23 protein-coding genes are annotated in these 25,663 nt (G+C 53.0%); 10 read left to right on the plus strand and 13 right to left on the minus strand.

Going from position 1 to position 25,663, the window contains the following annotated elements:
* Positions 1-94: 94 nt before the first annotated feature.
* Together HZS80_RS07535 and HZS80_RS07540 are read right to left on the minus strand one after the other, a co-directional pair.
* Positions 95-655, minus strand: coding sequence for a hypothetical protein (locus HZS80_RS07535; RefSeq protein WP_179915657.1), 561 nt, complete (start codon positions 653-655; stop codon positions 95-97).
* Between the two features lie 556 nt (positions 656-1,211).
* On the minus strand, positions 1,212-3,386 hold the full coding sequence (locus HZS80_RS07540; RefSeq protein ID WP_179915658.1) for a TonB-dependent receptor: 2,175 nt from the start codon (positions 3,384-3,386) through the stop codon (positions 1,212-1,214).
* A 248-nt stretch (positions 3,387-3,634) separates the two neighbouring features.
* Here HZS80_RS07540 and HZS80_RS07545 point away from each other — a divergent pair, with 248 nt between their 5' ends.
* The gene (locus tag HZS80_RS07545; RefSeq protein WP_179915681.1) at positions 3,635-4,489 is read left to right on the plus strand and encodes an ABC transporter substrate-binding protein; all 855 of its coding nucleotides are present in this window, start codon (positions 3,635-3,637) and stop codon (positions 4,487-4,489) included.
* A gap of 305 nt (positions 4,490-4,794) precedes the next feature.
* Here HZS80_RS07545 and HZS80_RS07550 read toward each other — a convergent pair whose 3' ends face one another.
* From HZS80_RS07550 to HZS80_RS07585, 8 genes are read right to left on the minus strand one after another with little or no spacing between them, the layout of a single operon-like run.
* Positions 4,795-5,565, minus strand: coding sequence for a cyclase family protein (locus HZS80_RS07550; protein ID WP_218927624.1), 771 nt, complete (start codon positions 5,563-5,565; stop codon positions 4,795-4,797).
* 18 nt (positions 5,566-5,583) lie between these two features.
* Positions 5,584-7,041 (minus strand): amidase, encoded by a 1,458-nt coding sequence (locus HZS80_RS07555; protein ID WP_179915659.1) that lies wholly within the window; start codon positions 7,039-7,041, stop codon positions 5,584-5,586.
* Positions 7,038-7,805, minus strand: a complete 768-nt coding sequence (locus HZS80_RS07560) for an aspartate/glutamate racemase family protein (protein WP_179915660.1) — start codon at positions 7,803-7,805, stop codon at positions 7,038-7,040. Before HZS80_RS07560 ends, HZS80_RS07555 begins: the two co-directional genes overlap by 4 nt.
* Positions 7,802-8,740, minus strand: a complete 939-nt coding sequence (locus tag HZS80_RS07565; RefSeq protein WP_179915661.1) for a polysaccharide deacetylase family protein — start codon at positions 8,738-8,740, stop codon at positions 7,802-7,804. The genes HZS80_RS07560 and HZS80_RS07565 overlap by 4 nt, the downstream gene beginning before the upstream one ends.
* Positions 8,741-8,742: 2 nt before the next feature.
* Positions 8,743-10,137, minus strand: a complete 1,395-nt coding sequence (locus HZS80_RS07570) for an amidase (RefSeq protein ID WP_179915662.1) — start codon at positions 10,135-10,137, stop codon at positions 8,743-8,745.
* A complete protein-coding gene (locus HZS80_RS07575; RefSeq protein ID WP_179915663.1) occupies positions 10,134-11,432 on the minus strand; it encodes a TRAP transporter large permease in 1,299 nt (432 codons plus the stop codon). Before HZS80_RS07575 ends, HZS80_RS07570 begins: the two co-directional genes overlap by 4 nt.
* Positions 11,429-12,004, minus strand: a complete 576-nt coding sequence (locus HZS80_RS07580; protein WP_218927625.1) for a TRAP transporter small permease subunit — start codon at positions 12,002-12,004, stop codon at positions 11,429-11,431. Before HZS80_RS07580 ends, HZS80_RS07575 begins: the two co-directional genes overlap by 4 nt.
* A gap of 18 nt (positions 12,005-12,022) precedes the next feature.
* Entirely contained in the window at positions 12,023-13,072 is a 1,050-nt protein-coding gene (locus HZS80_RS07585; protein WP_179915664.1) for a TRAP transporter substrate-binding protein, read from the minus strand.
* Positions 13,073-13,391: 319 nt separating this feature from the next.
* Here HZS80_RS07585 and HZS80_RS07590 point away from each other — a divergent pair, with 319 nt between their 5' ends.
* The 4 genes from HZS80_RS07590 (at position 13,392) to HZS80_RS07605 (ending at position 17,148) form a co-directional block, all read left to right on the plus strand.
* Complete coding sequence (locus HZS80_RS07590) at positions 13,392-14,075, plus strand: GntR family transcriptional regulator (protein ID WP_218927626.1); 684 nt, start codon at positions 13,392-13,394, stop codon at positions 14,073-14,075.
* Positions 14,076-14,214: 139 nt separating this feature from the next.
* Positions 14,215-14,946 carry a maleate cis-trans isomerase family protein gene (locus tag HZS80_RS07595; RefSeq protein ID WP_179915665.1) on the plus strand — a complete coding sequence of 244 codons (732 nt, stop codon included), beginning with the start codon at positions 14,215-14,217 and terminating at the stop codon, positions 14,944-14,946.
* A 1-nt stretch (position 14,947) separates the two neighbouring features.
* Positions 14,948-16,381 (plus strand): dihydropyrimidinase, encoded by a 1,434-nt coding sequence (hydA, locus tag HZS80_RS07600; protein WP_179915666.1) that lies wholly within the window; start codon positions 14,948-14,950, stop codon positions 16,379-16,381.
* A 62-nt stretch (positions 16,382-16,443) separates the two neighbouring features.
* Positions 16,444-17,148 carry a fumarylacetoacetate hydrolase family protein gene (locus HZS80_RS07605; protein WP_179915667.1) on the plus strand — a complete coding sequence of 235 codons (705 nt, stop codon included), beginning with the start codon at positions 16,444-16,446 and terminating at the stop codon, positions 17,146-17,148.
* 280 nt (positions 17,149-17,428) lie between these two features.
* Here HZS80_RS07605 and HZS80_RS07610 read toward each other — a convergent pair whose 3' ends face one another.
* The gene (locus tag HZS80_RS07610) at positions 17,429-18,844 is read right to left on the minus strand and encodes an amidase (RefSeq protein WP_179915668.1); all 1,416 of its coding nucleotides are present in this window, start codon (positions 18,842-18,844) and stop codon (positions 17,429-17,431) included.
* Between the two features lie 190 nt (positions 18,845-19,034).
* Between HZS80_RS07610 and HZS80_RS07615 the strand changes: the two genes are divergently transcribed.
* From HZS80_RS07615 to HZS80_RS07635, 5 genes are read left to right on the plus strand one after another with little or no spacing between them, the layout of a single operon-like run.
* Complete coding sequence (locus tag HZS80_RS07615) at positions 19,035-20,219, plus strand: ABC transporter substrate-binding protein (protein WP_179915669.1); 1,185 nt, start codon at positions 19,035-19,037, stop codon at positions 20,217-20,219.
* Positions 20,220-20,252: 33 nt separating this feature from the next.
* Positions 20,253-21,140 carry a branched-chain amino acid ABC transporter permease gene (locus tag HZS80_RS07620; RefSeq protein WP_246361794.1) on the plus strand — a complete coding sequence of 296 codons (888 nt, stop codon included), beginning with the start codon at positions 20,253-20,255 and terminating at the stop codon, positions 21,138-21,140.
* The gene (locus HZS80_RS07625) at positions 21,137-22,090 is read left to right on the plus strand and encodes a branched-chain amino acid ABC transporter permease (RefSeq protein ID WP_179915670.1); all 954 of its coding nucleotides are present in this window, start codon (positions 21,137-21,139) and stop codon (positions 22,088-22,090) included. The genes HZS80_RS07620 and HZS80_RS07625 overlap by 4 nt, the downstream gene beginning before the upstream one ends.
* Positions 22,068-22,784 carry an ABC transporter ATP-binding protein gene (locus tag HZS80_RS07630; protein ID WP_179915671.1) on the plus strand — a complete coding sequence of 239 codons (717 nt, stop codon included), beginning with the start codon at positions 22,068-22,070 and terminating at the stop codon, positions 22,782-22,784. Before HZS80_RS07625 ends, HZS80_RS07630 begins: the two co-directional genes overlap by 23 nt.
* Positions 22,784-23,509 carry an ABC transporter ATP-binding protein gene (locus tag HZS80_RS07635; RefSeq protein ID WP_179915672.1) on the plus strand — a complete coding sequence of 242 codons (726 nt, stop codon included), beginning with the start codon at positions 22,784-22,786 and terminating at the stop codon, positions 23,507-23,509. The genes HZS80_RS07630 and HZS80_RS07635 overlap by 1 nt, the downstream gene beginning before the upstream one ends.
* A 232-nt stretch (positions 23,510-23,741) precedes the next feature.
* On the opposite strand, the gene HZS80_RS07640 is transcribed toward HZS80_RS07635, so the two are convergent.
* Together HZS80_RS07640 and HZS80_RS07645 are read right to left on the minus strand one after the other, a co-directional pair.
* Positions 23,742-25,037 (minus strand): TRAP transporter large permease, encoded by a 1,296-nt coding sequence (locus tag HZS80_RS07640; protein WP_179915673.1) that lies wholly within the window; start codon positions 25,035-25,037, stop codon positions 23,742-23,744.
* Positions 25,038-25,057: 20 nt separating this feature from the next.
* On the minus strand, positions 25,058-25,606 hold the full coding sequence (locus HZS80_RS07645) for a TRAP transporter small permease (RefSeq protein WP_179915674.1): 549 nt from the start codon (positions 25,604-25,606) through the stop codon (positions 25,058-25,060).
* Positions 25,607-25,663 lie beyond the last annotated feature (57 nt).

Here is a 25,663-nt window from a genome sequence, read left to right on the forward strand (position 1 = left end):
AGTTGCCTAACACCTGAGTTAAGTCGCACCGCGAAGCGGTGCCGGCTTGGACGAATTGTTAGGCGCTCTCCCGACGATGCCACAGAACACGCTGTTACAGGCCATAGACCTGCTCCCAGTCCACGCGCTCGTCAAGAATGGCGTGGAAGTTCTCCATGGCGATAGCCCATAGCTGCATGTCTAGCTCCACGTGCCATGCTGACTTTCCCTGTTTGCCGTGCAAATGATAACAGCCGGCCCAGTACTCTATCTTCTTGGCTTTCCGAAGGTTGGCGCAGGCCCAGCCGAGATCAACCTTGCTAGCGTGAATGATCTTGTTGCAGCTTTCGCGAACGGTGAGGTCAAAGGCTCCGCTGTGAACGACGCCAATCTCGAAGCCTTCTCTAGCCTCACCGTCTACGCTAGCCAGATCGACACCGGTGCTGTTGGCTGCGACAAAGTCTTGAACCATACTGGTCTTGATAGCGCACTCGATGGTGTAAGAACTGACGAGTTCCTGCAGCCGGTACGAATAATCGCTCCACGCGCCCTCGCCATAACGACCAACGGTACGTCCTATGTCCCTTTCTACACAGTATGCGCGACTGCCAAGGACAATATTTTGGATAAGGAAGAGCTTTTCTTCGATTCTTTTAAAGTCGATGCTATGGGTCATAACGTGCCTAACAGCGTATTAGACGGCACGCTCTATGACTCAATGAGCGTGCTAGGACTGGTTTCTGGCAAATACAGCTTGTATCCCGATCCTAAGTATATGATTTTATGGGTTATAAACTTCCATTAGGCGGTGTATCCAAAATTCACGAGCCTGCTGTACTTTCCAGAGGAACGCTTAGGGCGTTTTCAGCCTTGTACCACTAGCTTTTGATCTTTCGCCCAGTGCTTAATGAAATTAGCCTAGCACAAGGCTCCCAAATAGACTGAGGCTCCTGAGCTTTTTCTGTTCAACGCTCATTCGTAGCTTGCTGCTGATGGCTCGCACCGTCCTACAGCGTTGGCAGTTGTGCAGGCGATGCAGTCTTGGTTAGGAGGGAGTCAAAGTGCAGAGAAAACAATAACTCACGGGCAAGTTGGTGAGGGCCAAGAGTCTCAAGATGGGCTTGTTGGCATCATGCTGTTAGCCGTTATACCAAAAGCCCCATCCTGCCGCGGAAAGATAAGGGCGCTTCATAGGAAGCGCCCTCATGGTAACGGTAAAGAGGGTGCGTTACTTAAAACTCGACGGTTGCCGAAAGCTTGAAGGTGCGTGGTTCGCCTTGAATCAAATAATTCGCAAAGGACGTCGAGGCGCCCGACCAGTAGTTTTCGTCGGTAACGTTGTCGATGCCTGCGCGCCAGATCCAATCAGCGCCACCGACCGGCGTGGTGTAGCGCAGGCCAAGATCGAGGCGTGACCAGGAATCCAACTCCAAGTCGTTGGCTACATCGGCGTACTGCGAGCCCGTGTGCAGGACGCGACCAGTGGCAGTGAGGCGCTCGACGAAGGGCGTATCCCATTCGCCACCAAGCACAAAACGATACTCAGGAACGCCCGTGGCGTCATTTCCTTCGTTGCCATCCTGAGCTTTGGTGAGTTCGGCATCTATCCAGGTCGCGCTACTGAACAGGCGCACTCCTGTCGTCGGCTCACCGTAAAGGCTTAGCTCCAGGCCGCGATTACGCTGCTCGTTATCCAGGTTGCCGACGCCATCGACGACCGCTGCAGAGGGTAGCTCGATCTGGAACAGGCTAATGCCACCGCCTAGGTTGCCGTAGTCGAACTTAGCGCCCACCTCGTGCTGCTCGGCATGGGCAATGCCCAAGTGCTGCCCAAAGTTCAGCGCTGTGGTATCGGTGACCGTGCCGCCATCCCGCAATGCTTCGACGTAGTTGGCGTAGAGCGAGATACTATCCGTGGCCTTGAACACCGCGCCGACGGCGGGGGTTACCCGACGATCGGCATAGCGATTGCTGCTGCCGTCGTTAGGACGTTCGTCGATCTCGAGTTCCTGATAGCGTGCGCCCAGCGTCAGCAACAGTCGGTCATCGATGAATCCAAGCGTATCGCTCAGCGTGACCCCTTGGGAGCGTGTGCGCGTCACGCTACCCCCCACGAAAGGCGTGCCATCCGGGCGAGATAAATCGACAGGATCGTAGATGTGGGTCGTGCCTGCCGCGAGGAAATTCCAGTCCGTGTCGAACTTGCGATAGGCGCTAGAGTAGCCAACGGTGATGTCATGGCTAACCGGGCCGGTCAACACATACCCACGAAGCCCCGCCTGGCTGGCGACGTTGTCGATATGGTTGTTGGTCTCGAAGTCGTTGACACTGGCATTACCCGCGTCATCGGTAAGGCGCGGAGTCGCCGACACGATGCCTTCGAGCGTGCGGTTACCCCCCAAGGCCGCGAAAGCGGTCCAGGTGTTGGTGAGGTCATATTCGCCTCTGACCATGCCGAAATTGGTTTCTAGCTCGGTTCCACCGAAAGAGGGGGTGTAGTTCAACGAGGAACCCGGCGCAGCGGGCACCCGAGTGGCCGCGCCGGTGTTGACGCTTGAACGGCCGCCATCCAGGGTGAGCTTTTGATGACCGATATCGAACAATATCCGGCCTCGATCGCCACGGTAGTCGAGCCCAACGACAACGGAGGTATCGCGCTGGTTTTCGTCATCAATGGCGGTGTCACCACGGCCGCGCATGGCACTTACCCGTGCCCCCCATTGCTTCTGATCACCATAACGCTGGCTAGCATCGACGCCCACTTCGCCGTAGCCATCGGAGCGGTAGCCACTGGATAGATTGAGCATCGGGTCATCCCCTGCATGCTTGGGCTCGATGTTGATGGTGCCACCAATTCCGCCGCTCCCGCCGATGGGAATGCCCGACGTAAAGGCGCTGGCGCCTTTGAAGACTTCGACGCGCTCGGCAAGGTCGCTGTTGATTATTTGTCGTGGCAGTACGCCGTAGAGGCCGCCATAAGCCACGTCGTCACCGTTCAGGTCAAAACCGCGCACTTTGTACGCTTCGCCATAGATGCCAAAGCCCAGCCCTACCGATACCGAGGCATCGTTCTGCAGCGTATCGCCTAGTGTTTGGGATTGCTGGTTCTCCATCAGCTCACTGGTATAACTGATGACGTTGAAAGGCACGTCCATCGCGTCCCTTTCACCGATCAGACCCACGCGGCCCCCCGCCGCGATTTGGCCACCGGCGAAGGCAGGAGGTGGCGTATCGCCATAGGTCGGTATGGAGCCCGTGACGGTGACGGTATCCAGGGACTGATTTTCAGCACTCGTTTGCGCCAAGGTGGTCATGGGCGTAATACCCATCGCGAGCAGTGTCATCACGCGCAGGAGCCGTGCTTTGCGGCGCTTAGCCGCTGTGTTAGAGGTGTTCCCAAGAGGCATAATGTCGATCCGATCGTTTGTACAGCAGCACTCGGCCGCCGCGTTTTTTATGAAGGCGATATAAGGAAGCGGAGGACTTGGCTGAGTGCCATGACCACCTGCCCGATGTGGATCTATATAATAAACAAAATGAGATGTATTAGCATCTACGGGTGTTATTTATTCGTGATGCCTTGCAAAAAATGCGCATTGACGTCTAAATGTGCTCTCTTTTTTCTGATGCTCTAGCTGCTATGTGCCACCGGTTGATGCTCTCTTTTGTGGCTCGCTGCTGTTTAACGGCTGCTTGCTTGCTGCCCTTGTCGAATGCCCACGCGCAGTGGGCCACTATCAACTGGACCATTGCCGAAACGCTACTGGCCATTGACGTGTCGTTGATTGGTACCGCTCAACAAAATGGCTACCATGAGTGGGTAGGCGAGCCAAGAATCCCCGACGGCGTTGCAGATCTTGGCCTGCGATCACAGCCCAACCTCGAACTCATGGCGCAATCGCCACCGACGCAAACGTTCATTTCGCCGATGTTCGCCAGTTTGACAGAGCGTCTGGAGAGAATTGCCCCCGTCACGTCGTTCTCCCCCTATTCACCCGGCACCCATACCTGGCAAGAGATACAAACACTCACCCGGCAGCTAGGTGAGTTGACCGGCCACCGGCTGCAGGCAGCGCAGCTAATCAACGAAACGCATGCGTTGATGGACACGCTTAGCCAACAGCGCCCCGATGCACCGCCGCTACTGATGGTGCAATTCATGGATGCCCGTCATGTCAGGATTTTTGGCGGCAACAGTCTCTATAATGCCGTGCTTGAACGAATCAATTTGACCAATGCCTGGGAACGGCCCACCAACGCCTGGGGATTTTCACTCGTGGGTATCGAAGCGCTCTACGACTATCCTGAGGCCACGCTGGTCGTTATCGAGCCGGTGCCCGCTGGAGTTGAAGACACGCTGGCGAAAAGTGGTTTATGGCAACATTTACCCAGCGTTAAAAACGCCACTCTATTGCGTTTACCGCCGGTATGGAGTTTTGGCGCGCTGCCTTCCGCTCAACGCTTTGCTCGGGAGCTGGTTTCTGCCCTGACTTCGCGCGCCCCCCCTTGAGTAAGCGTTTGAGCGCTTAACCCTATTTCCGATCAGACTGGGTGCTATTCCATGTTTTACTTAACATTGTCAGTAAAGTAGGTAGAGACGCCCGCAGGCGCCGAAGTGTTGCTGACGCTTTAGATTGATAAGGCCGTCACTCAGGCTATCGATCCCTGCCAAGCTGAGATTGCCCAGGGCTTCGAACTCGACTAGCCCAGCTGCTTGGAATGCTCAGCTTAGTAGTGTTCGAATTCAGAGCTATTGTGGCCTCTCGCCCAAATCATGCTATGTGGCTAGCTAAAATGTTATTCGCAACAGGTTCGCTATTCAGAGTGGCTGTCTATTATCGCCACAGCTCTACACCACCCAGCCGATGCGCGCTCAATCAGTACCGGGAATGCCGAAAAGGTGAAGCCGTGTGTTGGCAACTCATTGAGCCGAGCTAGTTTCTCGATGTGGCAATACTCCTTATCGCGTCCTGCGTAATGCCCTGGGAAGAATGCATCTGAGTCACCTTTACGAAGCGCCTCGGCCATCATCGGTATAGGAATATCCCATCCCCAACCATCAGTACCCATCATGCGAATACCTTGCTCAATCAACCATAACGTCGCCTCTCTGCCCATACCGGGGTGACGCATCGCCCAGTCGTGTCGATCAAAATCCATCCAGCGATCGGTGCGTATTAGCACGATATCAAATGGTTTTAGCGTGTATTCGATGCGCGCCAGTGCTTGCTGTAGATCATCGACACCAATCACCTGCCCAGCTTCCATCCATGAAAAATCCAAGACCACGCCGTCGCCGTGGCACCACTCCAGAGGAATCTGGTCGATGGTGCGTGCTGGCTTGCCCTCTGAGGTTGGGCCGTAGTGAATGGGGGCGTCCATATGTGTGCCTGCATGGGAGGATAGGGTGATTCGCTCGCTGGCCGAATGGACACCAGGCAATGGCAGATCACCGGGGTCCACTCCATAGGCGGTGGCCCGCTGCCGAGCCATCGCATAGTGGTCGATGTACTCTATATGCTGCTCTTGGGTATCAAATGATGCGTTGCGAATGGGTAATGACAAATCGATGATGTGTTTGCTCAAGGGAAACCTCCTAATGCATTACAGGCTTGATGAAAAGGAATCGCTATCGGCCAGCCAAAGGGGGGCATCGAAGCGATGATCAATAATCGTCTCAAGATGGTGAGCGAGGGCGAGGACGCCTAGGTCTGTATGGCGTGGTCCTACAATCTGCAGCCCAAGCGGTAACCCGTGTTGACCCAGGGCAAAAGGCAGGGATACAGCAGGCACCTCGCAGTAATTGAAAAGAGGGGTAAACGCGGCGTGGGCCCGCTGCGAAGCGGGTTGTCCGCCGATGGTGCCGGGGTGCGAAGCTTTTACTGGCCAGGCTTCCACCGGCGTCGTGGGGCAGATAAGAAAGTCGAAGCGTTCGAAAAAGTTATCCAAGGCCTGAATGAGCGTTTTGCGACGCAGCTCGTCCGCAGCATAATCCGCCCCGATTATGCTTAAGCCTTGAGTGATCTGATCGGCTAGGGCGGGGTCCAACAGTTCCGGCGTATCACGCAGCACATGGCCAAATTGAGCAGCCAGGGCCGCTTGCTGTTGGCGTAATAAAGGATACTCGAATGTATGGGCGGGCCAGTCGGGGGCAGCGTGTTCGAGTGTTAGCCCTGCGTTAACCAGCGTAGCGATGCAGTCATCGAAGGCTGTTGCAACGTCTGCATCGAGGCGAAACCCACAGCCTAGGTCGCTGGTCCAGCCAATACGAATAGCCTGGGAATCGAGACGTTTTAAAGCATTTGTGAAGGGGCGGTCGACGGTGAGCTGGGCGGGTAGCGGATGGCTACGCGGGTCGCGACAGTCATGGAATACCGCGGCGTCGAGTAGCCAGGCGCAGTCCTCAACATCTTTGGCCAATACGCCGATGTCGGAAATCGCATAGCTGGGGTCATCGAACCCATGAGGATCGGGAATCAGGCCATGCGTTGGCTTGAAACCTACTAATCCTGTGTGGGCCGCAGGCCGACGTATCGAGCCACCCGCATCGGTTCCCAGCGCTAGCGTGCCTAGCCCAGCGGCAACCGCGGCTGCCGCACCCCCCGAAGAGCCGCCGGGGGTGGTATTTAAATCCCAAGGATTCCGGGTCGTACCATGCAAGGAGTTACTGGTATGACCTTTGCAAGCAAATTCCGGGCAATTGGTGATGCCGATGCATAGAGCGCCGAGTCGTTTAAGGCGTGCTACAACGGCACTATCGCAGGGGGCTACATGATGGCGATAAACTTGCGAGCCATAGGTCGCAGGCCTGCCACCCAGCCAGAGGTTGTCCTTGATGCTAAACACACTGCCAAGCAGCGGAAGTGCTTCGCCAGCACGTCGGCGTACTTCGATAGCCTCCACCTGACGCATCACATCAGCGTGGTCAGCGTCTACGAAGGCGATCAGTGAGGGGTTGATAGCCTCAATGCGAGCCAGGGTGGACTCAGCGAGTTCGGCCATTGTTAGTCCGCCCTGGTGGATAATGTCATGCAGGGCCTTGGCGCGCAGTTGATGAATCATATGGATGTCCTTGCCGACGGCAGGCCACTTAGTAACTCCGTACACGGGCCGCTAAGGCCTGACAATATCGTGGTGTAAGGCTTGGCATCACCGTTCACGTGTGAGATGGGCAGATTCAGTCGGATCAGGCCTTCCAGGAGAATTACCCCGCTTGAGATGCCATCGAGGAGCGGCACAGGAACCAGTGGTTGTAAGCGACGCTGGAGGCCCGTCATTGAAGCGCCCGCAAGCACCACGGCCTCGCTGCCTTCATTTACGACCAGGTCCATGATAGCTGCGTGAAGGGCAACCTCGCTGTCTACGGGAGCGGCGTGATGCGTTTGTACCGTGGCCTCAATAGCACGTAGCCCGGCAAGCCGTTCACGCAAGCCATAGTTCAAAATGCGTTCACGATAAAGGGGAAGGGTATTGCGATCCGGCATCACCACGCCGAACCGGTTGCCGATAAGGCACGCCTGCCAGCAGGCAGCCTCGGTCATCCCAACCACTGGAACACTCAGTACTTCACGCAGGGCTTCCACGGCCGTATCCAGTGAAATCGCCACCAGAACGGCGTCATAAGGGGCTTGATGGTGTGCCACGGCATCCAGAACAGCATGACCGGCGATAACGTTACTGGCCCGATCCGAGACCAGATCTGCACCGAAGCGGGCTGTTACCGCACTGATCTGAACATTGGCCCCCGCATGACGTTCGGCCTCGGCCAGCAGTTTTTGGGTAACCGTTTTGGAGGTGTTGCCATTGACGAGCAGCAGCCGAGTCATTGTCTGACTCCCGCTTCGAAAGGCGACGGCGGCGGGCAATGTCGCAGCCAGTGCTGGGCTATCTGTTCACGGGTGGCATACCAGATAGGTAGCCCATGCAGGCTTGCGAATAGGTCGCGAAGGCCATCAATGCGTCCAGGGCGACCAATGATACGAGTATGCAAGCCAATGGTGAGCATGCGCGGTGCCTGTTCTCCTTCACGCAGCAGGGCCTTCACGGCGTCCATCACATAGTCATGAAAATCGCGCCCGCGATGAAAGCTATGGTTGACGAAGAAGCGCATGTCATTGGTATCGAATGCGTAGGGGAGTACTAGGTGGGCGCGTTCGCCATGTGTGACGTAATAAGGCAGGTCATCGTTGTAAGCGTCGCTGTCGTAGAGGAAACCGCCATGCTCTATCAATAGACGGCGCGTCTGGACGGACGGGGAAGATTTGGTATGCCAGCCCACCGGCGCGTTGCCAGCAATATGTTGGAAGGTCGCCATGCAGCGGTCGATTAAGGCACGTTCCTCCGGTTCCGACATTCCAGCGTGGGATTCCCAACGCCATCCATGACAGCAGAGTTCATCGCCGCGCTGTCGTGCATAGGCCGCCACCCAAGGAGTCGCCTCGAGGGCGCGGGCACAGACATTCAAGGTGACGGGCACACCGGCTTCCTCAAAGGCTGACATGACGCGCCAATAACCGGCACGAGTGCCATACTCGAAGTGACTCTCCATACACAGGTCTGGAGCGTCCTTGATTTGGCACTGCACCTCATGCGTGTCCTCGTTGCTTGGGTCGCCCGCACGCAGACTAAATTCGGCACCTTCTTCCAGATTGAGCACGAAGGAGAGCGCTAGTCGAGCGTTATTGGGCCATTCAATACGAGGTGGCGAGGCGCCGTAGCCAAAAAAATCCCGTTCGATGAGTAAGGGTAAGCGTGTCTCCATACTCATCGCTCCCACAGGTCGGCGTAGCGTGCTTTCCAAGGAGCAAGGCGCTGGTAGCGCTGCGCCAAGTCGAGCAGTAGGTGTTCCGACTGCCAGGGGCCGATTAGTTGCAGCCCGATAGGCAGGCCTTCATGCGACGGCTCGACCGGTAGGTTGATGGCAGGATTGCCTGCGGCATTCACCCAGCCAGTGAACACTGCATGTCCCCGCGGGCCGACGGGCTGGCCGTCGATGGTCGGCGGGTAGGCTTGGCTGGCAGGCCAGGAAAGGGCGGCGATGCTGGGCATCAGCAACATGTCTGTGCTGGTGAAAAGCGTATCCACCTGGCGGCGCAGGCAAGATACAACGTCCAGAGTGTGCCACAACCGGCTGGCCGGCAGACGGGCACCTGCGTTGGCCATGTCTTGGTACTTAGGGGAAGCATGTTCCAGCCAGGTGGGATGAGTCTCGGCGAGGTGCGCTAGGCCAATCTGCCCGACTTCGCTCCAGATTTCGTTAAGCGCTGCTAACTCCAGTGGGAGTGTATCGAACACGACCTCTAGGCCCATACGGGAGAACGTGGTTGCTGCCTTTTCAACATGTCGACGTATCTGGGGATCGACAGGGCAGCCCGGCAGCGAGGAGACACACAAGACGCGTGATGCCGTGGTTCGCCGCCCAGAGTGTTCCATCCATGATTGGCGGTCCTCTAGACAGGCGCCTTCTAGAACATTCAGCATTAGGGCGGCATCTTCAACACAGCGCGCCAAGGGGCCAGCTACCTCGAAATCGAGCAATATCTGAGGAAATCCATCGGCCCTGGGAACCGTTCCAATGGATGGTTTTAGCCCAACCAGCCCACAATGGGCAGCAGGACGCCTGATCGATCCGCCGCCGTCTGTGCCTAACGCCAGCGGCCCGATGCCAGCTGCGACGGCGGCAGCAGCCCCGCCGCTTGACCCGCCCGGCGTCAACGCAGGGGCCCAAGGGCTTCCCGTCACGCCATATACCGGGTTGTCGGTATAGCCTTCTAAGGTGAATTCTGGCGCGTTCGTCTTGGCGAATAGCACCGCCCCGGCCTGGCGTAGCCTGGCAACGGGCAACTCGTCGTGGTCTGGTATCCAGTGGCGTAGGGCGGTCGTGCCCCAGGTTGCGGGTACGCCTGCCAGCAAAAGATTGTCCTTGATGCTGATGGGCACTCCGTCCAGCGGGCTCAGTGGCCTTCCCTCGATATAACGTAAGCTGCTGCGTTCGGCGGCTTCCTGAGCATCGTCGGCGAGGGCGATGACCGCATTGAGCCCTGGGTTAACGGCTTCCAAACGTTCGAGAACCGAATCAAGGGCCTCCTTCGGTGACCACTGTTTAGCGCGAAAGCCAGCGACCAGCTCCGTTGCCGTGCATTGCCAGAGTGCCGTCATCGCATCATCTCCGGGAGCCACGTCACAATCGCCGGTACGGCGATAATTAAGCCCGCAAACAACAACATCAGTAGTACGTAAGGGAAGGCACCTTTCATAACGCCGCTGATACTTCCATTGTCTGGGCGAATACCATGCACGACGAATAGGTTCATGCCGACCGGCGGGGTAATAAGACCCAATTCACACATTAAGACGACAAAAATACCGAACCAGATTGGGTCGATACCCAGCGCCAGCGCCATGGGGTAGGTAATCGGAATGGTGGCTACCTGCATGGACAGCACATCCATGAACATGCCCAGCACGAGATAGAACACCACAAGCGCCAGCAGGAACATAACCGGTGTTAGGCCCAGGGAGGTGACCCAACTCGACATGGTACTGGCCACACCCGTCAAGCTGATGGTTAGGTTAAGAATGAAGGCGGCAGTGATAATCAGCAAAATCATACCGGTTACCCGGGCCGTTTGGATGAAACAGGTGCGCAGGGTGGTCCACGTCAGCTTGCGCTTGAGCCCGGCAAAGATAAGGGCTGTCACCACACCGAGGGCGGCAGACTCCGTGGCGGTGGCGAGGCCGCTGTAAATACTGCCCATGACAATAAAGAACACAACCAACGGGGGAATCAGGTCAACAGAGGCACTGAGCCGTTCTCGCCAGCTGTAGTTTGCTTCTTTGTCTTCATGGCGGGTTCGCATGAGGCTGGACACGGCAATGTAGGCCATGAAAAGCAGGGTCAGCGTGATTCCCGGGATGATGCCCGCCATGAACAATTGGCCAATGGAGGTATTGGTGAGTGAGCCATAGACAATCAAGTTGACGCTCGGTGGGATCAATATCCCCAAAGCCCCACCAGCGGCCAATGAGCCTAGTGATTGATTAATGGGATAACGGCGTTCATTTAACGATGGCAAGGCCACTGTGCCGACGGTCGCGGCAGTGGCGACTGAGGAGCCGGAGGTCGCCGCGAATAGAGCACAAGTACCGATGTTGGAATGCAGTAGCCCGCCTGGCAGACGCCCAAGCCATATCGATAATGAGCGATACATGCCATCGGCAATGCCTGCACGTAGCAGAATCTCACCGAGCAGCACGAATAGCGGTATGGATGTCAGCAGACTGTCGTTCTGTACTCCCCACACTACCGGAGAGATGGAGTTCATAAAGGGGAGGCCGTAGGCCATGATGCCACCAATGATACCAATGGCGGCCATCGATACGGCAATCGGCAGGCCCAAGAGCATCATGGCGACCATCAGCGCGAAGGCAATGAAGATGTAGTCCAAGCTCATAGCGACGGACCTCGCTGCCGTTGTGATGCACTATCCAACTCATCCTCCAATTCCTGTTTGGCGCTCTTGGGCTGGTACTCCTCGTCAAGACGGGCAAGCTTACCGCTGATAAGCAGCCATAGACTTTTCACAGCCAAGCCAATAGCCGCCAGCATGAAAATGGCCTGTCCGATATACCAAATGCTCTGAGGGTAGATGAGGGGCGTTGCCCAGGACGTCTGGGCAACGCTGCGATAGGCCAAGGTGTCTCCGATGACGTTCCAGGCCAGGTAGCCCAACAGGCCAGCGAAGCTGGCCATCAGGATGCTTGATAAGCAGTTGAGTACTGCCCTGAACAAGCGTGGCAGTCGTTCGTGGATGATATCAATTCGAATGTGATTGCGACCAAACAGCGCCAGGGTGAACGACAGTGTGGCGCCCACCGCCAAGGCATAGCCGCCCAATTCATGGGAGCCCTGAAGGGAGAACCCGAAGAGCTTACGCAGTAGTACCTCCAGCGTTATCAGCACCGAGAGGGCGAGGAAAATGGCACCGAAGATAACGGCCAGCATGTTTTCGAGTCGCTCGATCATGAAAGGCTCCTTATTGGATTACTCGAGACCGATGACCGGTCCAACGTTGGCTTCCCAGTTTGCCGAGCAATCTGGATTCGCCTGATCACAGATATCAGCCCAGGTCGGCAGCGAAATGTTCAGGAGGGCCTCACGCACTTGAGCAAGGTCAGCTTCCGTTGGTTCGACATTAACGAGATCGTATTCAGTGCCGGTTTCACATGGCTGCTGGCCGCTGTTGCAGTTAAGTGCATCGTTGTAGAGCGATTCTGAGTACTCCCAGATCTCATCGTTGAGCTCGTTGAAAGCGGTTTGAAGGGTTTCTTGCTGATTGCTATCCAACTGATTCCAGGCCTTGAGGGAAATGGCATAACCGTTCATGGCGCTGCCCATGCCAAGCGTCAGCTGATGCGTAGTGACCTCTGGCCAGCCGGCTGAGTTGGCGGAGCTAGGGCCTGTGATGGCACAGTCGACGGCGCCAAGCGACAATGATTGATGAACCTCTGGAAAGCTCATCGGCACGGCTGTGGCGCCAACTGACTCAACGAATTTGGCGAGGTTTTGGTCGTAGACGCGAACCTTTAGCCCCTCGATATCAGAGAAGCTGGAAACGGGCGCATCACAAAACAGAATTTGCGGACCGAACGGCCAAGCACCGAGAAGCTTAACGTCAAAGCTTTCCTGAAGTTGCTCGTCAAGCACCGGTAAGTAGGCATCTGTAACCGTTCGAGCCGTAGCGTAATCAGGGTTCAGGCCAACCAGATCAAGGCCGGTCAGGACCGGTGCATCTCGCGAGTTGGGTGACATTCGCAGCGAAACGAGATCGAAAAGCCCCGCTTTCATAATGCGCAACTGCTCGGTATCTTTGATGCCAGTCGTGTCGACAGGCTGATAATTGATTTCAATGGGTAACCCAGTGCGTTCAGCAAAGTTCTCGAAGAACGGCTGCTCTTTCTGGCTCTGTATCTTTCCTGTCGCAAGGGGTTGGCCGAGCACTTTCCACTGAATAGTGTTTTCTTGCGCGGCGGCCGAGCCGATGAGTGAAACTGACATTAAGCCAGCGGCAAGGAGAGTAGGTAGTCGTTGCATCTTGTCGTTCTCCAGTAGAGGGGATAGATGTTGTCAGATATTGCTTCAGATTGAGAACAATCATGAGAACAATAAACGATGTATTGCATGTTATGTGCCAACTGAACGACAAGCGCCGCGCATTACTGATTTATATTGTCTATGAACGGCTAAAGTCAGAGAATGAGCAGGCGAGATGTGAGGCTTTCTGGTGCATTCAGGCGTCGATATGCACCATTCAATGGCAAAGATATTATTTTTGAGCCTTGTCTTTAAGTTGTTCGACGCAATGTTGTTGAGCGCTGTAAACTGAATCTGTACACAATATTGGAAACTAAAAATGCAAAATATGGAGGCTGGAAAGCCCACCATCGAAAGCATCGCTGAGCGCATCAATAACGCTGTGATGGAGCATCGGCTGGCGCCAGGCAGCAAGCTTTCCGAAACACGCATGGCGGCCGCCTTCAATGTCAGCCGTACCAAAATTCGCCAGGTGCTTGCTGTCCTGGCCAAGAAGGGGCTAGTCGAGGTATATCCCAATCGAGGTGCCTTCATCGCTAGCCCTACTGTGCAGGAGGCCCAAGAGCTCTTTGCGACTCGCCGGTTACTTGAGCCTGAAATTATCCGCAATGTAATTGCACAGGCGCAAAAGGCCGACCTGAAGCGGCTACATGAGCACCTCGATAAAGAGAAGACCGCTCGCCAGCAGAAGAATCGTCGGGCCATTATTCGTCTTTCTGGCGATTTTCATCTCCTACTGGCGCGGATCTCGGGGAATCGTTATGTCGAAAGCATGATGGGGGAATTGTGCCCGCTGACCTGCTTGATTATTGCTATGTACGACCTGCCTCAAACCCCCGCTTGTCCCGAAGACGATCATGATAGGATCGTGGCAGCCATTGAGAGGCGTGATGAAAAGGCCGCCATTGAGCTTATGCTGCATCACTTAGAACATATTGAGAGTGCGCTGCACCTGACGAGTAACCACCGCGACGATGTAGACTGGGATCAAATCCTTGGTTGAATCTTTGCAGTAATGAGATTCAGCTTGGCATGGTTTGTGCTTTATATTGTTAACAGTATTGTTTTCATAGTTGTTAACAAATTTTTTCTCGATGCGCTTCACAGCGGACCGGGTCTTAACCAGGAGCTAAGCCAAGTCCATGTCTCAACCTCGCATTCGATTCGGTATCCTTACGCCTTCTTCCAATACCGCCTTAGAACCGCTGACCTGCGCGATGCTCGCCGATATCGAACCGGTGAGTGCTCACTTTTCCCGTTTTCGCGTCACTCAAATTTCGCTTGAGCCTGAGGCATTGGGCCAATTTGATGACCGTCCTATCCTCGCGGCTGCCAAGCTATTAGCCGATGCCAAGGTCGATGTGATCGGCTGGAGTGGCACCGCTGCGGGCTGGCTAGGATTTGAGCACGACATCGAACTCTGTAGGCGCATTGAGGAATCAACCAATATCCCGGCGACTTCTTCAATTCTGGCGCTTAACGAACGTCTTAAAGAAGACAACATTTCAAAGCTAGGGCTTGTATCACCCTACGTTGCCGATGTTCAGTCACGCATTATCGAGAATTACCAAGGTATCGGGATTAGCTGCGTTGCGGAGAGCCATCTCAACATCAGCGATAACTTTTCTTTTGCCGAGGTAAGCCAGGCTTGCTTAACCGATCAGGTCGAGACCGTGGCTAAAGCTTCTCCTCAAGCCATTGTCACTTACTGCACCAACCTGAATGCTGCCCATCTGGTGACTGAATGGGAATCGAAATTAGGCATTCCGGTGCTGGATACGACGGCTACCGTCGTCTGGAAAATGCTGCGCATGACGGGAGTCGATCCGAGGGAAGTCCGTGGTTGGGGCAGTTTGTTCAGGCAGGAGGCTTGATATGGCGAACTTTGATTGCATCATTCGCAATGCTCGCTGTGCAACGGCGTCAGATGTGTTCGAGGCTGATATTGGCATCGTCGACGGTATTATCACTGCTCTAGGCAAAAAATTGAGTGGGGGTGAAAAAGAAATTGATGCTGGCGGACGATGGGTATTGCCTGGGGGTATCGATGGACATTGCCACTTTGACCAACCCACCGAAGATGGCACCGTCATGGCCGACGATTTTCTCTCCGGAACGCGTTCGGCAGCCTGTGGGGGCACGACAACGGTTATTCCCTTTGCCCTGCAGCGTAAGGGGCAAAGCCTACGCGAGGCGGTGGAGGACTATCATCGCAGGGCAGAAGGTAAAGCCACGATTGATTATGCCTTCCATCTGATCGTGACCGACCCCACCCCCCATGTGCTAGACGAAGAATTGCCAGCGCTCATTGCAGAGGGCTATACCTCTTTTAAAATCTACATGACCTATGACGAGCTCAAGTTAGCTGATCGTCAAATTATCGATGTACTCGCGGTGGCGCGCGAGGAGGGCGCGCTGGTGATGGTTCATGCTGAAAATGCAGACTGCATTTCGTGGCTAACCGAACGTCTTCTTCGGGCAGGAAAGACCGCGCCACGCTATCACGCAGAATCACGTCCCATGCTCGCCGAACGAGAGGCGACTCATCGAGCTATTACATTCGCAGAGTTAGTCGATGTGCCAATTCTGATTGTCCACGTCTCAGGGCGAGAAGCTATTGAGCAGATACGGTGGGCGCAAGGGAACGGTTTACGCATCTATGGCGAAACCTGCCCCCAGTATCTCTTTCTTACCGCTGAGGATCTAGGCGGCGAGGATGACGTTGAAGGAGTTAAGTGTATTTGTAGTCCGCCCCCTCGAGATAAAGCTAATCAGAAGGTGGTTTGGGACGCATTAGAGTCGGGGGCCTTCCATGTGTTTTCGTCGGATCATGCCCCTTTCCGTTTTTCTGGTCATGATGGAAAGCTTGCCACGGGTAGCGCGCCTAGCTTTGATAAGGTAGCCAACGGAATTCCAGGCGTTGAGACACGTCTCGGCTTACTCTTTTCGCATGGTGTTGAAAAAGGGCGCATTGATATCAACCAGTTCGTTGCCCTGACATCAACGAACGTGGCCAAGATGTATGGGCTTTATCCGCGAAAGGGGACCATTGCGATTGGGGCGGATGCTGACTTGGTCATATGGGAAACAGGTGGCCAAAAAGTAATCAATAACAACGATCTTCATCATAATGTTGATTACACCCCCTACGAAGGCATTGAGATTAATGCGTGGCCGCTCATTACGATGAGTCGAGGGCGCGTTGTGTGGCGCGACGGCCAATACTTAGGCCAGCCTGATTTAGGTGAATTTCTACCTTGTGCTCGACCGGCCATGGCCACTCCGAAGCCCTTTTGGGAGGAACGTTGATGAACAGTTCTAACACCCTTCTTAGCAAGGCATTAGTCGACGCATGGCGAAGTGGCAAAGTATTGGATGCTGCCGACGCAAAGCGCTTGGCCCCGGAAACGGATCAGGCGGCTTATCGCATTCAGCGTGAAATCGGTGAGGCGTTAGGATGGTTTGCCAATGCTAAACCAAAAGCTTGGAAAGTCGGTGGGACGCTACAACGACCCACTGCTTCACCTATAGCAGATCAGCACATCGTGAAGGGGCCGTTCGCTATGGCCTATAGCGAACGCCATACTATGATCGGTATAGAGGTGGAGTTGGCTATCCAGCTCGAGACGCCCTTACCGCATGGGTCGACGTTGAGCGATGCATACAAAGCGGTAGGATCAGTAATGGCTGCGATCGAAATTTGTGACGTTCGCGCCGAGTGTTGGCAGGAATTGCCAGATACGTTCCTGCTGGCTGACCATCAAATGAATCGTTGTTTGATACTGGGCGAGGCTGTTAAAAGCGGCTGGAAGCCACATTATGCAAACAGCAGCGTTAGTATTAAAAGCAACAAGCGTAATATTAAAGGTAAGGAACTACGTCATCCTCTAGCCGATCCGTTAAGTTTACTTCCTTGGTTAGCAAAACATGCCGCATCACAATACCCGCCGGGACTTCAGGCGGGTGACGTTATCACGACAGGGACTTGGGCTGGCATTTTTGAGGCTCACCCTGGTGAAATAGTTAAGGCTAGCTTTAGCGATATGGTGGAGGTTAGCTTCTCAGTAGAGCAGTAACCTGAGACTCTGAATTAAAAGTTGTTAGTGCAATGAAACTGGAGTCTACGACGGCGGTCTTTGAGACCGCCATATTCCGCTACGCTAACATCTATCCCCTTCCGCGAATAATTGAAATCAAGAACAAAGATCTTACCCAGCAACAATGGACACTTGTTTAAGCAACCATTCGGGCTTCAAAAAGCCTCTGGGCTGTTTATCCAATGGTACTTTACGGCGATATGAATCGCCCCGGATATTCTAGCCACTCGTTAGGCTCTTAAAGTAACGCCTTTCATACTCAACGCAGCTTATGCCCACGAAATGGTTTGGGTTGTGGGATTGGATCAAGAAGGTTCTCCAAGGCAACGGCAATGGCTAATAGCCTCGAATCGTTATTGCCAGGCCCATTTAATTGCAAGCCAAGTGGCAAGCCATTCGAATGTGTTCCCATTGGCAGTGTAACGGCACACCAATCGAAATAATTGGCGGGCTGTGTATTGCGCGTCATACCCATCGCAGCCTGCATCGCCATGTCAGGATCCTGTAGTTCACTCAGCTTCTGCGGTGGCGCTTGGGTGGTAGGGCTAGCAATCACATCGATTTGATCAAACAGCGGTTGAGCTGACTCAATATGACATTGCCGCTCTTCCGCCAGTGTTAAGTAGTGATGGGCTTTGATACTAATACCCTTATCAATACGTGCACGAATAATAGGATCAATGAGTTCCTGGTGTTCTAGAAAGAACTCCTCGCCGAGCCAAGCCAATAAGTGAGCAGGCATGGCGACGGGGAAATAGCGTTCGCGACCATCTACATCCGGAACATGAACGTGAGTCTGCTTAGCGCCATTCCTTTTAAAAACGGATAGGGCACGATCAAATGCGATTTTCATCTCCGAATCGACGCCCTCAAGGAAGTAATTATCAGGCACACCCAGTGTCAACTGGTCAGGTGTTATCGGAGTCTGATGCGGTTGTGATGAGGGGTTGATTCTGTTATTCAGCGCATGAAATGCAATGGAGGCATCCTGTGCGGTTCGTGTGAGCAGGCCGATGGAGTCGGTATTAGGTTCCAGTGGAAATGCGCCGTCAGTAGGCCATAGGCCCACTGTAGTCTTTAAGCCAAACAATCCGCACATCGCTGCGGGAACTCTGACTGACCCCCCTGTATCACTACCTATGGACAGGCCACACAATCCTGAGGCAAGCGCGACCCCGGCACCAGAGCTGGAACCACCAGGAAGACGATGCTGCTGGTCATCCCATGGATTCCAGGGCGTGCCACGAGACTCGGAATGTCCTGTTATGCCGAGCGCAAACTCTACCATCCGAGTGGTACCCAGAATTACGCAACCTGACGATTTCAACGCAAGAATGAAGGTTCCTTCATGAGTACCCAATTTGTCCTGAAGAGGCAGATTGGAGCCAGCATGTGGTGTTATTCCATCAACAATGAATAGGTCTTTCACCGATACCGGCAACCCCATAAGCGGTCCCAGGTCGACCCCGTTGGCCAGCAGCATATCCATGGCGCGCGCTGTGGCTAGAGCACGAGTGGCATCTACTGTTTCATAGGCGCGGACCAATGGATCCAATATTTCAATACGGGCTAGGTACGCACTAACCGCCTGCTCAGAGGTGATATCTCCTCGGCGCAATGCGTCAGCGAATCCAGCGATTCCCAGTGATGCGACTGGGTCCGATGGGAGATTCATGGATGCTCCTTATTCATTGTTTTTGGTGCGATAGAGGTAAATTGTTTGAACGACAGTGGTTACCGTTTAATGAAGTTGGCTTGCTAACGTTTGTAAGCTTGATCTATACATAATTTAGTCGTGAATAATCGAAAAGATACTAAAAAATCGACTACATGTCCTTTTATAGATCTTATCAAGAGGCAAGATAATGAAAAAATTAATCGCTGTCGCTTCAATGTCTCCCTGGCTTCTGGCGGCTCCCACTGTATTAGCTGATATCGAAGTCGGTGTCATTAATAGCTTGTCTGGTCCATTCGCCGCCTTTGGTGAGCGTTATCAGGCTGGAATGGAAGTTGCTTTGGAGGAAATCAACGAAGGCGGCGGGGTGCGTGGAGAGCCTCTGGTGCTAGCCGTGCAAGATGACCGTTCTGAAGCTACCAGTGCATTGGCAGCGATCGAGTCACTTAATCGGCAGGATGTTCCTTTGATTATGGGCTCCTATGCATCAAGCATCACTGGCCCAATGGCGCAGTTGATGACTCGCCAAGAAATTCCCCTCATTGTGCTCGGTAGCGCAGACAACAGTATTACCAAACCAGGGTCACCCTGGGTATTTCGTGCCAAGCACAACTCAACGATTGTGGCTGAAAGCTATTTTGACTATTTCGATTTCCTTCGTGAACAAGACGATAGCTTGGAAACCGTCGCCATGTTGTATGGCAATGGTGCTTGGCCGGCATCGCTTGCCGAGGAGGGCGAGCGTTTAGCGGAAGAGCGGGGCTATGAAGTCGTGGGCAATCAGTCCTACGATCAAGGCACATCCGATTTTAGACCCATTCTGAACCGTTTTCGTTCTGAAGAACCTGACCTGCTCTATGTGGTTGCCTACGCGGAAGATGGCGTAGCTATTGCGCGTCAGATGCGTGAAGTGAACCTAAATGCCAAGGCCGTGGCTATCGACACTGGCGCCGCCTTGCCTAGCTTTATCGATCAAGTGGGTGATCTTGCTGAGTATGTGGCCACTGTAGTGAGCTGGAGCAAGGACGTTCAGTACGATGGTGTGGAAGATCTCTACGAGCGCCTAAAAGCCAAAACGGGTGAGGAACCCACTTTCTACGAAGCAGAGGGTTATCTGGCACTTCGAGTAGCTGCTGATGCGCTTGAACGCGCCGACTCCCTTGAGCGTAGTGACGTCAGAAATGCGCTAGCCGAAACCGACCTGGATACACCGGTCACTCATGTTGTGTTTGAAAGCTACGACGGTTTTCAAGGGCAGAACCCGATTCGCAGTCTTGTATTGCAGATCCAGGACGGTGAGCACGTCACCGTGTTTCCAGCCGACCTGGCTGCTGAAGAAGTTCAGTACCCAACACCGGTATGGGACGAACGTTAATCGGGACGCCTGCATGGCACAACTTGAGAGATCATGATGTTTGACTATGTATCCTTCCTGCAGAATCTGTCTAATGGCGTGTTGATCGGTGGGGTCTATGCGCTGATTGGGGTAGGGCTAACGTTGGTGTTCGGGGTAATGAAGATAATCAACTTCGCCCACGGAGACTTCGTTATTCTGGGCATGTATTGCGCCGTATTGCTCAACTCCCTACTTGGCTGGGATCCTTACCTGTCTCTACTGGTTGCCATGCCTCTTGGATTTATGGCCGGGGCATTACTACAGCGATTAGTGCTCTCCCGCTTAATGGAAGCACCGCCAGAAAGTTCGCTCCTGGTCACCCTTGGGCTAGCCTTGGTTATCGGCAATATACTGTTGCTGACCTTTGGCGCCGAGCCCAAGTCCGTCAATGTGTCGTATGCCTCCAGTACGGTTTCTCTGGGGAAGGTCAGCTTCTCAATAATCCTGCTGCTCGCGGGTCTGGCAACGATGGTAGTGATTGCCGGACTTTATACGGTACTCAACCATACGGAACTGGGCCGTGCCATTCGCGCCACTGCTGACAACCGCTTGGGTGCTGAACTCGTGGGTATTAATACCCGTTGGATCGAAGCTGTGGTTTTCGGTATTGGTATGGCTCTGGCCGTTACGGCAGGTGTCGTGCTGATTCCGCTGCTGTTTGCCACACCGACATTTTCAGGTGCCATTTTCACGCTCAAGGCTTTTGTGGTCACCGTGTTAGGGGGATTGGGTAATATTGGGGCTGCTATCGCCGGTGGGTTATTGCTGGGGGTGGTCGAGGTGATGGGTGCTTCCTATCTTACATCGGACTACCGAGATGCCTACGGGCTGCTGGTGTTCTTGTTGATACTGTTACTGCGCCCCGAGGGTCTGTTCGGTAAGACGGTGAAGCGCGTATGAAAAAGCATTACGTCATTTTTGCCGGGTTGGTTCTGATGGGTATTTTTTATCCACGGATGTTTCCGGGCTATCTATCGGTGGCCATTACCTTACTGTTATACGCTGGCTGGGCTACCTCCTGGGACATTCTGGGGGGATGGGCCGGCCAGGTGAGCTTAGGCCATGCGAGCTTCGTAGGACTTGGTGCCTACTTCGTTGCAGTGGGGACATCCCATCATGAAATTGCTCCCTGGTGGGCGGTTCTGATGGCACTGTTCGCTGCCTCTCTGGTGGCCTACCTATGGGGTCGGTTAACCTTCAAGCTCAAAGGGCCTTATTTCACACTATCCACCATCGCCATCGCAGAGATCTTTCGACTGGTCGCCATTAATGAAGGCTGGTTGACCGGCGGCGCGACGGGGGTCTTCATTATGACACTGCCGGAGCCCTTTGGACTGGATCTCTTCTCTCGCCAGGTCAACTACTATCTAGCGCTGGCATTCGCGGCGATAACCGTCTTGGTAGTGATGCTAATATCGCGCAGCAAGTTTGGCTACCAGCTTCGCGCCGTGCGGGAAGATGAAGATTCCGCCATGGCGTCGGGTATAAATCCAACCACCGTCAAGCTGAAAGCGTTCATGCTCTCGGGTGCACTGACGGCCCTAGGAGGGGGTATCTATGCGATCTTTCTCTCCTTCATCGAACCTCACATCATTTTTTATCTGCTGCTATCGGTACAGATCGCTTTAACGGCCATCATCGGAGGGCGGGGAACCATCTGGGGGCCATGCATAGGGGCGCTGTTGGTCGTGGGGTCGGGTGAGATATTCCGGACGACTTTCGCAGAGGCCAATATGTTGATTTACGGCTTGTTAATCATGGTCGTGGTTATCTTCATGCCTCGTGGCATTGTTGGCGAGCCAGCGCGTTATTTGATCAGGAGGGTTTATGCCAAGCGCGCTCAGAGCTGATGGCATCACCGTAAAGTTCGGTGGAGTCGTCGCGGTAAACGATGTTTCGTTGGATGTCGAGCAAGGCAAAATTCTTGGGTTGATCGGACCTAACGGGGCGGGCAAAACTACGTTATTCAACGCCCTGACGGGCTTCGTTACCCCCCAGGAAGGCCGCATTTACTTGCACGGTAATGAGATCACCCGCCTTCCACCGTATAAGCGTACCCGTGTTGGTATTGGTCGTACGTTTCAGACAGAAAGGCCCTTCGAAGAACTGACATTGCTTGAGAACGTCCTGATAGCAGCCTTCCTTAAAGAGCCTAAGCGAAAGAAAGCCGAACAATTAGCCATGGACGTTCTGGAAAAGGTGGGCCTTGCTGATCGCTATGATCAACCGGCGCTAGATCTAAATCTGGCCAGGCGACGGCGTTTAGAGCTGGCGAAAGCATTGGCTGTCCAGCCTAGCGTCCTGTTTCTTGATGAGATGATGGCCGGTTTAAACCCGCCAGCTCTCAAGGAAATGATCGAATTTGTTCGGCGTTTGACTGACCAAAATCTGACCATCGTGATGGTGGAGCATATTATGGAAGCCATCATTGAGCTATCGGATCATGTGATCGTCATGGCAAACGGTAGTGTGATTACCGAGGGTTTACCACGCGATGTGATCGAAGATCCACGCGTCATTACCGCCTATCTGGGAGAGGACTGATGTCAGATCAAGCGGATAATGTACTGAGTGTCCAGAATGTCGATCTTGGTTATGGTTCATTAAAGGTGGTCTTCGACGCCTCGCTGACGGTCAAAAGTGGTGAACTGGTGGGATTAATTGGCGGCAATGGCAGTGGCAAATCGACCATCTTGCGAGCAGTGTCAGGGATGATCAAACCCTGGAAAGGAACCATTCATTTTGATGGACAAGAAGTTTCTGGGCGTAAACCTCATGAGATGGCGCGCTTGGGGCTCGCTCATGTACCGATGGGGCGTCAACTGTTCGGCAATATGACGGTACACGATAACCTGCTGCTAGGGGCATCACTGCCCGCAGCACGTGACCGCCGTGACGAAAATCTGGAGAAAGTTCTTACGCTCTTTCCTGATCTCAAAAAGTACGCTCGCGAAAAAGCAGTGCAACTTTCGGGGGGGCAGCAGCAGATGGTGGCGATTGCTCGGGGGTTGATGCTTGGTCCTAAGATGATCTTGTTGGATGAACCTAGCCTGGGATTGTCGCCTCTATTGGTTAAGGATGTGATGGCGGCAATACGTCGAGTCGCGGATACCGGCATGCCCATTTTATTAGTCGAGCAGAACGTTAAGCAGGTGCTACAGGTTAGTGATCGCGCCTATGTGCTTGAAAATGGATACCAGGTTCTGGATGGTCCCTCTAGCGCGCTGCAGGGTAATGAGATGATTAAGAAGGCATATCTGGGCCTCTGATAGTGAAGCTGTGCGCACTTTTTTCATGACCTTTACATCGATAATAATAAATAAGCGATAGGTGCAGTCTCTGGGTACTACACTGTTTGCCGTCTAATAACAGTGGTACTCAGAGGCTGCTTATATCTTTATATTTTTCAAACTGGCTAGAATTATTTCTGCTCTTAAAGCCATACTTCATAGTGACCTGGACAATTTCTAGATCTTTTTTAGGTCATCACTAGTATACATATTAAGCCAATAGCTTTACAAAAAACATTGTAAAGCTTGGAATAAAGGTTACTATCATTAGTGCCACGACTTCACAAGCTACGAAAGGAAGTACAGCTTTAGCGGCCTTAGTGAATGGAATACCAGCGATTTGTGAGGCTAAATATAATGCCAAGCCAATCGGAGGTGTAATATGAGCCATCGACAAGTTGGTAGTCATAATGGCACCAAAGTGGACAGTATCTACGCCGACAGCTTGTATTGAAGGCAACAGAAGGGGGACTAATAAGTAAATTGCTGAAACCGGATCTAAAAATGCACCGGCTATAAATAGTATGAAATTAACTAGCAGTAGCATGATAACTGTACTACCACCGCTAGCGGTGAGTAACCATTCTCTTACCTGCATGGCAGTACCGTCAACCATCAAAATAAAGGAAAGGATGGAAGACATGGCGAGAATTAGCATTACAACACCGGTAGTTAGGCCAGATTGAAGCATAAGATAGGGATAGTCAATAAAGCGAATTTGGCGGTAAACAAAACGATCGATAATGAAGACATACATGACAGCTACGGCTGCTGCTTCTGTTGCTGTAAATATTCCCCCATATATACCACCTAGAATAATAACTGGCGCCATTAAACCCCAAAATGCATCCTTAAAAGCTCTCCTAAACTCTGGCCAGCTTCTTTCAAATTCTGCTGTCGGGAATTTCTTTTTTTTCGCTACGATGTAAATATAAGTACAAAGAACCGAAGCTAAAATGATACCTGGCCCAATGCCAGCAGCAAAAAGCGCAGGTATAGAAGCGTTTGCTATTACGCCATAAAGAATAAGGTTGATACTTGGTGGGATCACCACTCCAAAAGTACAGCCTGCTGCAACAGTGGCACATGAAAAACCTATCGGATAGCCTGCCTTTTGCATCGCTGCAATCATGAAGCCTAATGCTGCAATAGCTGCAACATTAGAACCCGAAAGCGCGCCTAAAAAAGCACCCGCTACTATTACTGTTATAGCTAAACCGCCAGGCACTCGCCCAAGAATAAATTGAGCGAGATAAACTAGCTTACCTGCTATCCCTGTTTGGGCAATCATATTACCAGCAATGATGAAAAGCGGTATGGCTAGAAGCGTGAAAGAATCAATAGCTCCCGAGAATATTTGAGGTAATGTAGTAAAAGGTGCAATTTGGTTATAGGCAAAAACTACCAAACCAGCTAAACCCAAAGCGACTGATATGGGAAAGCTTGCCAGAAGGAATACAAAAAAAAGTACAAGAGCTACGATACCTGAGCTAGCAAATATGTCCATTGCAGTGTCTCATTTAAGTATTAGATTTTTTTATCTAGGTTTTCTTCAGAAATAATACTGTTTGATACAGGTACCGTTGGGTATCTATCCATACCCCTTAGGTCTCTTATTATGGCAACGAAACATCTGACTGAACACATTGCCAGAGCCCCAAAAATTCCAGCATTGACCATCCATACGGGAATGCCAGTTGCAGGGCTAGTTTGGCCAACTCTCATGGATTGTCCCAGAAAGCGCCAACTATAATAAGTAAGAAAAGCAAAGAAAACTGCTGTTAACGCCAATACTAATAAGTCGGATATTCTGCGAAGATTTGCAGGAAGCATATCTGCAAGTAAGGGCACTCCGCCATGTTTGTTATACTTAAAAGCCGCAGATGCACCAAAAAGTGAAGCCCAGAGAAACATATAAGTTGCAATTTCGTCTGCACCTGCAATTGGCATCCGAAAAACATAGCGTGCAATAACAGCGATAAAAGTTAAGATGACGATCCCAAACATGCAGATAATCACAATAATTTCTTCAAAGTGATTAAAGATAAATGTAAAAAGTTTTTTTAGTTGGTGCATATGTCTTTCCCCATGTGTTCTAAATTATAAATCGGCCTGCTTAAGCAGGCCTTTTCT

The sequence above is a fragment of the Vreelandella glaciei genome (assembly GCF_013415125.1).
Classification (GTDB): domain Bacteria; phylum Pseudomonadota; class Gammaproteobacteria; order Pseudomonadales; family Halomonadaceae; genus Vreelandella; species Vreelandella glaciei.

Coding starts and splice junctions, on each gene's coding strand:
- HZS80_RS07540 (WP_179915658.1), bottom strand. CDS start 3,386: ATGCCTCTTGGGAACACCTCTAACACAGCGGCTAAGCGCCGCAAAGCA.
- HZS80_RS07570 (WP_179915662.1), bottom strand. CDS start 10,137: ATGACGGCACTCTGGCAATGCACGGCAACGGAGCTGGTCGCTGGCTTT.
- HZS80_RS07535 (WP_179915657.1), bottom strand. CDS start 655: ATGACCCATAGCATCGACTTTAAAAGAATCGAAGAAAAGCTCTTCCTT.
- HZS80_RS07585 (WP_179915664.1), bottom strand. CDS start 13,072: ATGCAACGACTACCTACTCTCCTTGCCGCTGGCTTAATGTCAGTTTCA.
- HZS80_RS07590 (WP_218927626.1), top strand. CDS start 13,392: ATGCAAAATATGGAGGCTGGAAAGCCCACCATCGAAAGCATCGCTGAG.
- HZS80_RS07610 (WP_179915668.1), bottom strand. CDS start 18,844: ATGAATCTCCCATCGGACCCAGTCGCATCACTGGGAATCGCTGGATTC.
- HZS80_RS07560 (WP_179915660.1), bottom strand. CDS start 7,805: ATGACTCGGCTGCTGCTCGTCAATGGCAACACCTCCAAAACGGTTACC.
- HZS80_RS07640 (WP_179915673.1), bottom strand. CDS start 25,037: ATGGACATATTTGCTAGCTCAGGTATCGTAGCTCTTGTACTTTTTTTT.
- HZS80_RS07595 (WP_179915665.1), top strand. CDS start 14,215: ATGTCTCAACCTCGCATTCGATTCGGTATCCTTACGCCTTCTTCCAAT.
- HZS80_RS07645 (WP_179915674.1), bottom strand. CDS start 25,606: ATGCACCAACTAAAAAAACTTTTTACATTTATCTTTAATCACTTTGAA.
- HZS80_RS07630 (WP_179915671.1), top strand. CDS start 22,068: ATGCCAAGCGCGCTCAGAGCTGATGGCATCACCGTAAAGTTCGGTGGA.
- HZS80_RS07555 (WP_179915659.1), bottom strand. CDS start 7,041: ATGATTCATCAACTGCGCGCCAAGGCCCTGCATGACATTATCCACCAG.
- HZS80_RS07635 (WP_179915672.1), top strand. CDS start 22,784: ATGTCAGATCAAGCGGATAATGTACTGAGTGTCCAGAATGTCGATCTT.
- hydA (WP_179915666.1), top strand. CDS start 14,948: ATGGCGAACTTTGATTGCATCATTCGCAATGCTCGCTGTGCAACGGCG.
- HZS80_RS07625 (WP_179915670.1), top strand. CDS start 21,137: ATGAAAAAGCATTACGTCATTTTTGCCGGGTTGGTTCTGATGGGTATT.
- HZS80_RS07615 (WP_179915669.1), top strand. CDS start 19,035: ATGAAAAAATTAATCGCTGTCGCTTCAATGTCTCCCTGGCTTCTGGCG.
- HZS80_RS07575 (WP_179915663.1), bottom strand. CDS start 11,432: ATGAGCTTGGACTACATCTTCATTGCCTTCGCGCTGATGGTCGCCATG.
- HZS80_RS07580 (WP_218927625.1), bottom strand. CDS start 12,004: ATGATCGAGCGACTCGAAAACATGCTGGCCGTTATCTTCGGTGCCATT.
- HZS80_RS07545 (WP_179915681.1), top strand. CDS start 3,635: ATGCTCTCTTTTGTGGCTCGCTGCTGTTTAACGGCTGCTTGCTTGCTG.
- HZS80_RS07620 (WP_246361794.1), top strand. CDS start 20,253: ATGATGTTTGACTATGTATCCTTCCTGCAGAATCTGTCTAATGGCGTG.
- HZS80_RS07565 (WP_179915661.1), bottom strand. CDS start 8,740: ATGGAGACACGCTTACCCTTACTCATCGAACGGGATTTTTTTGGCTAC.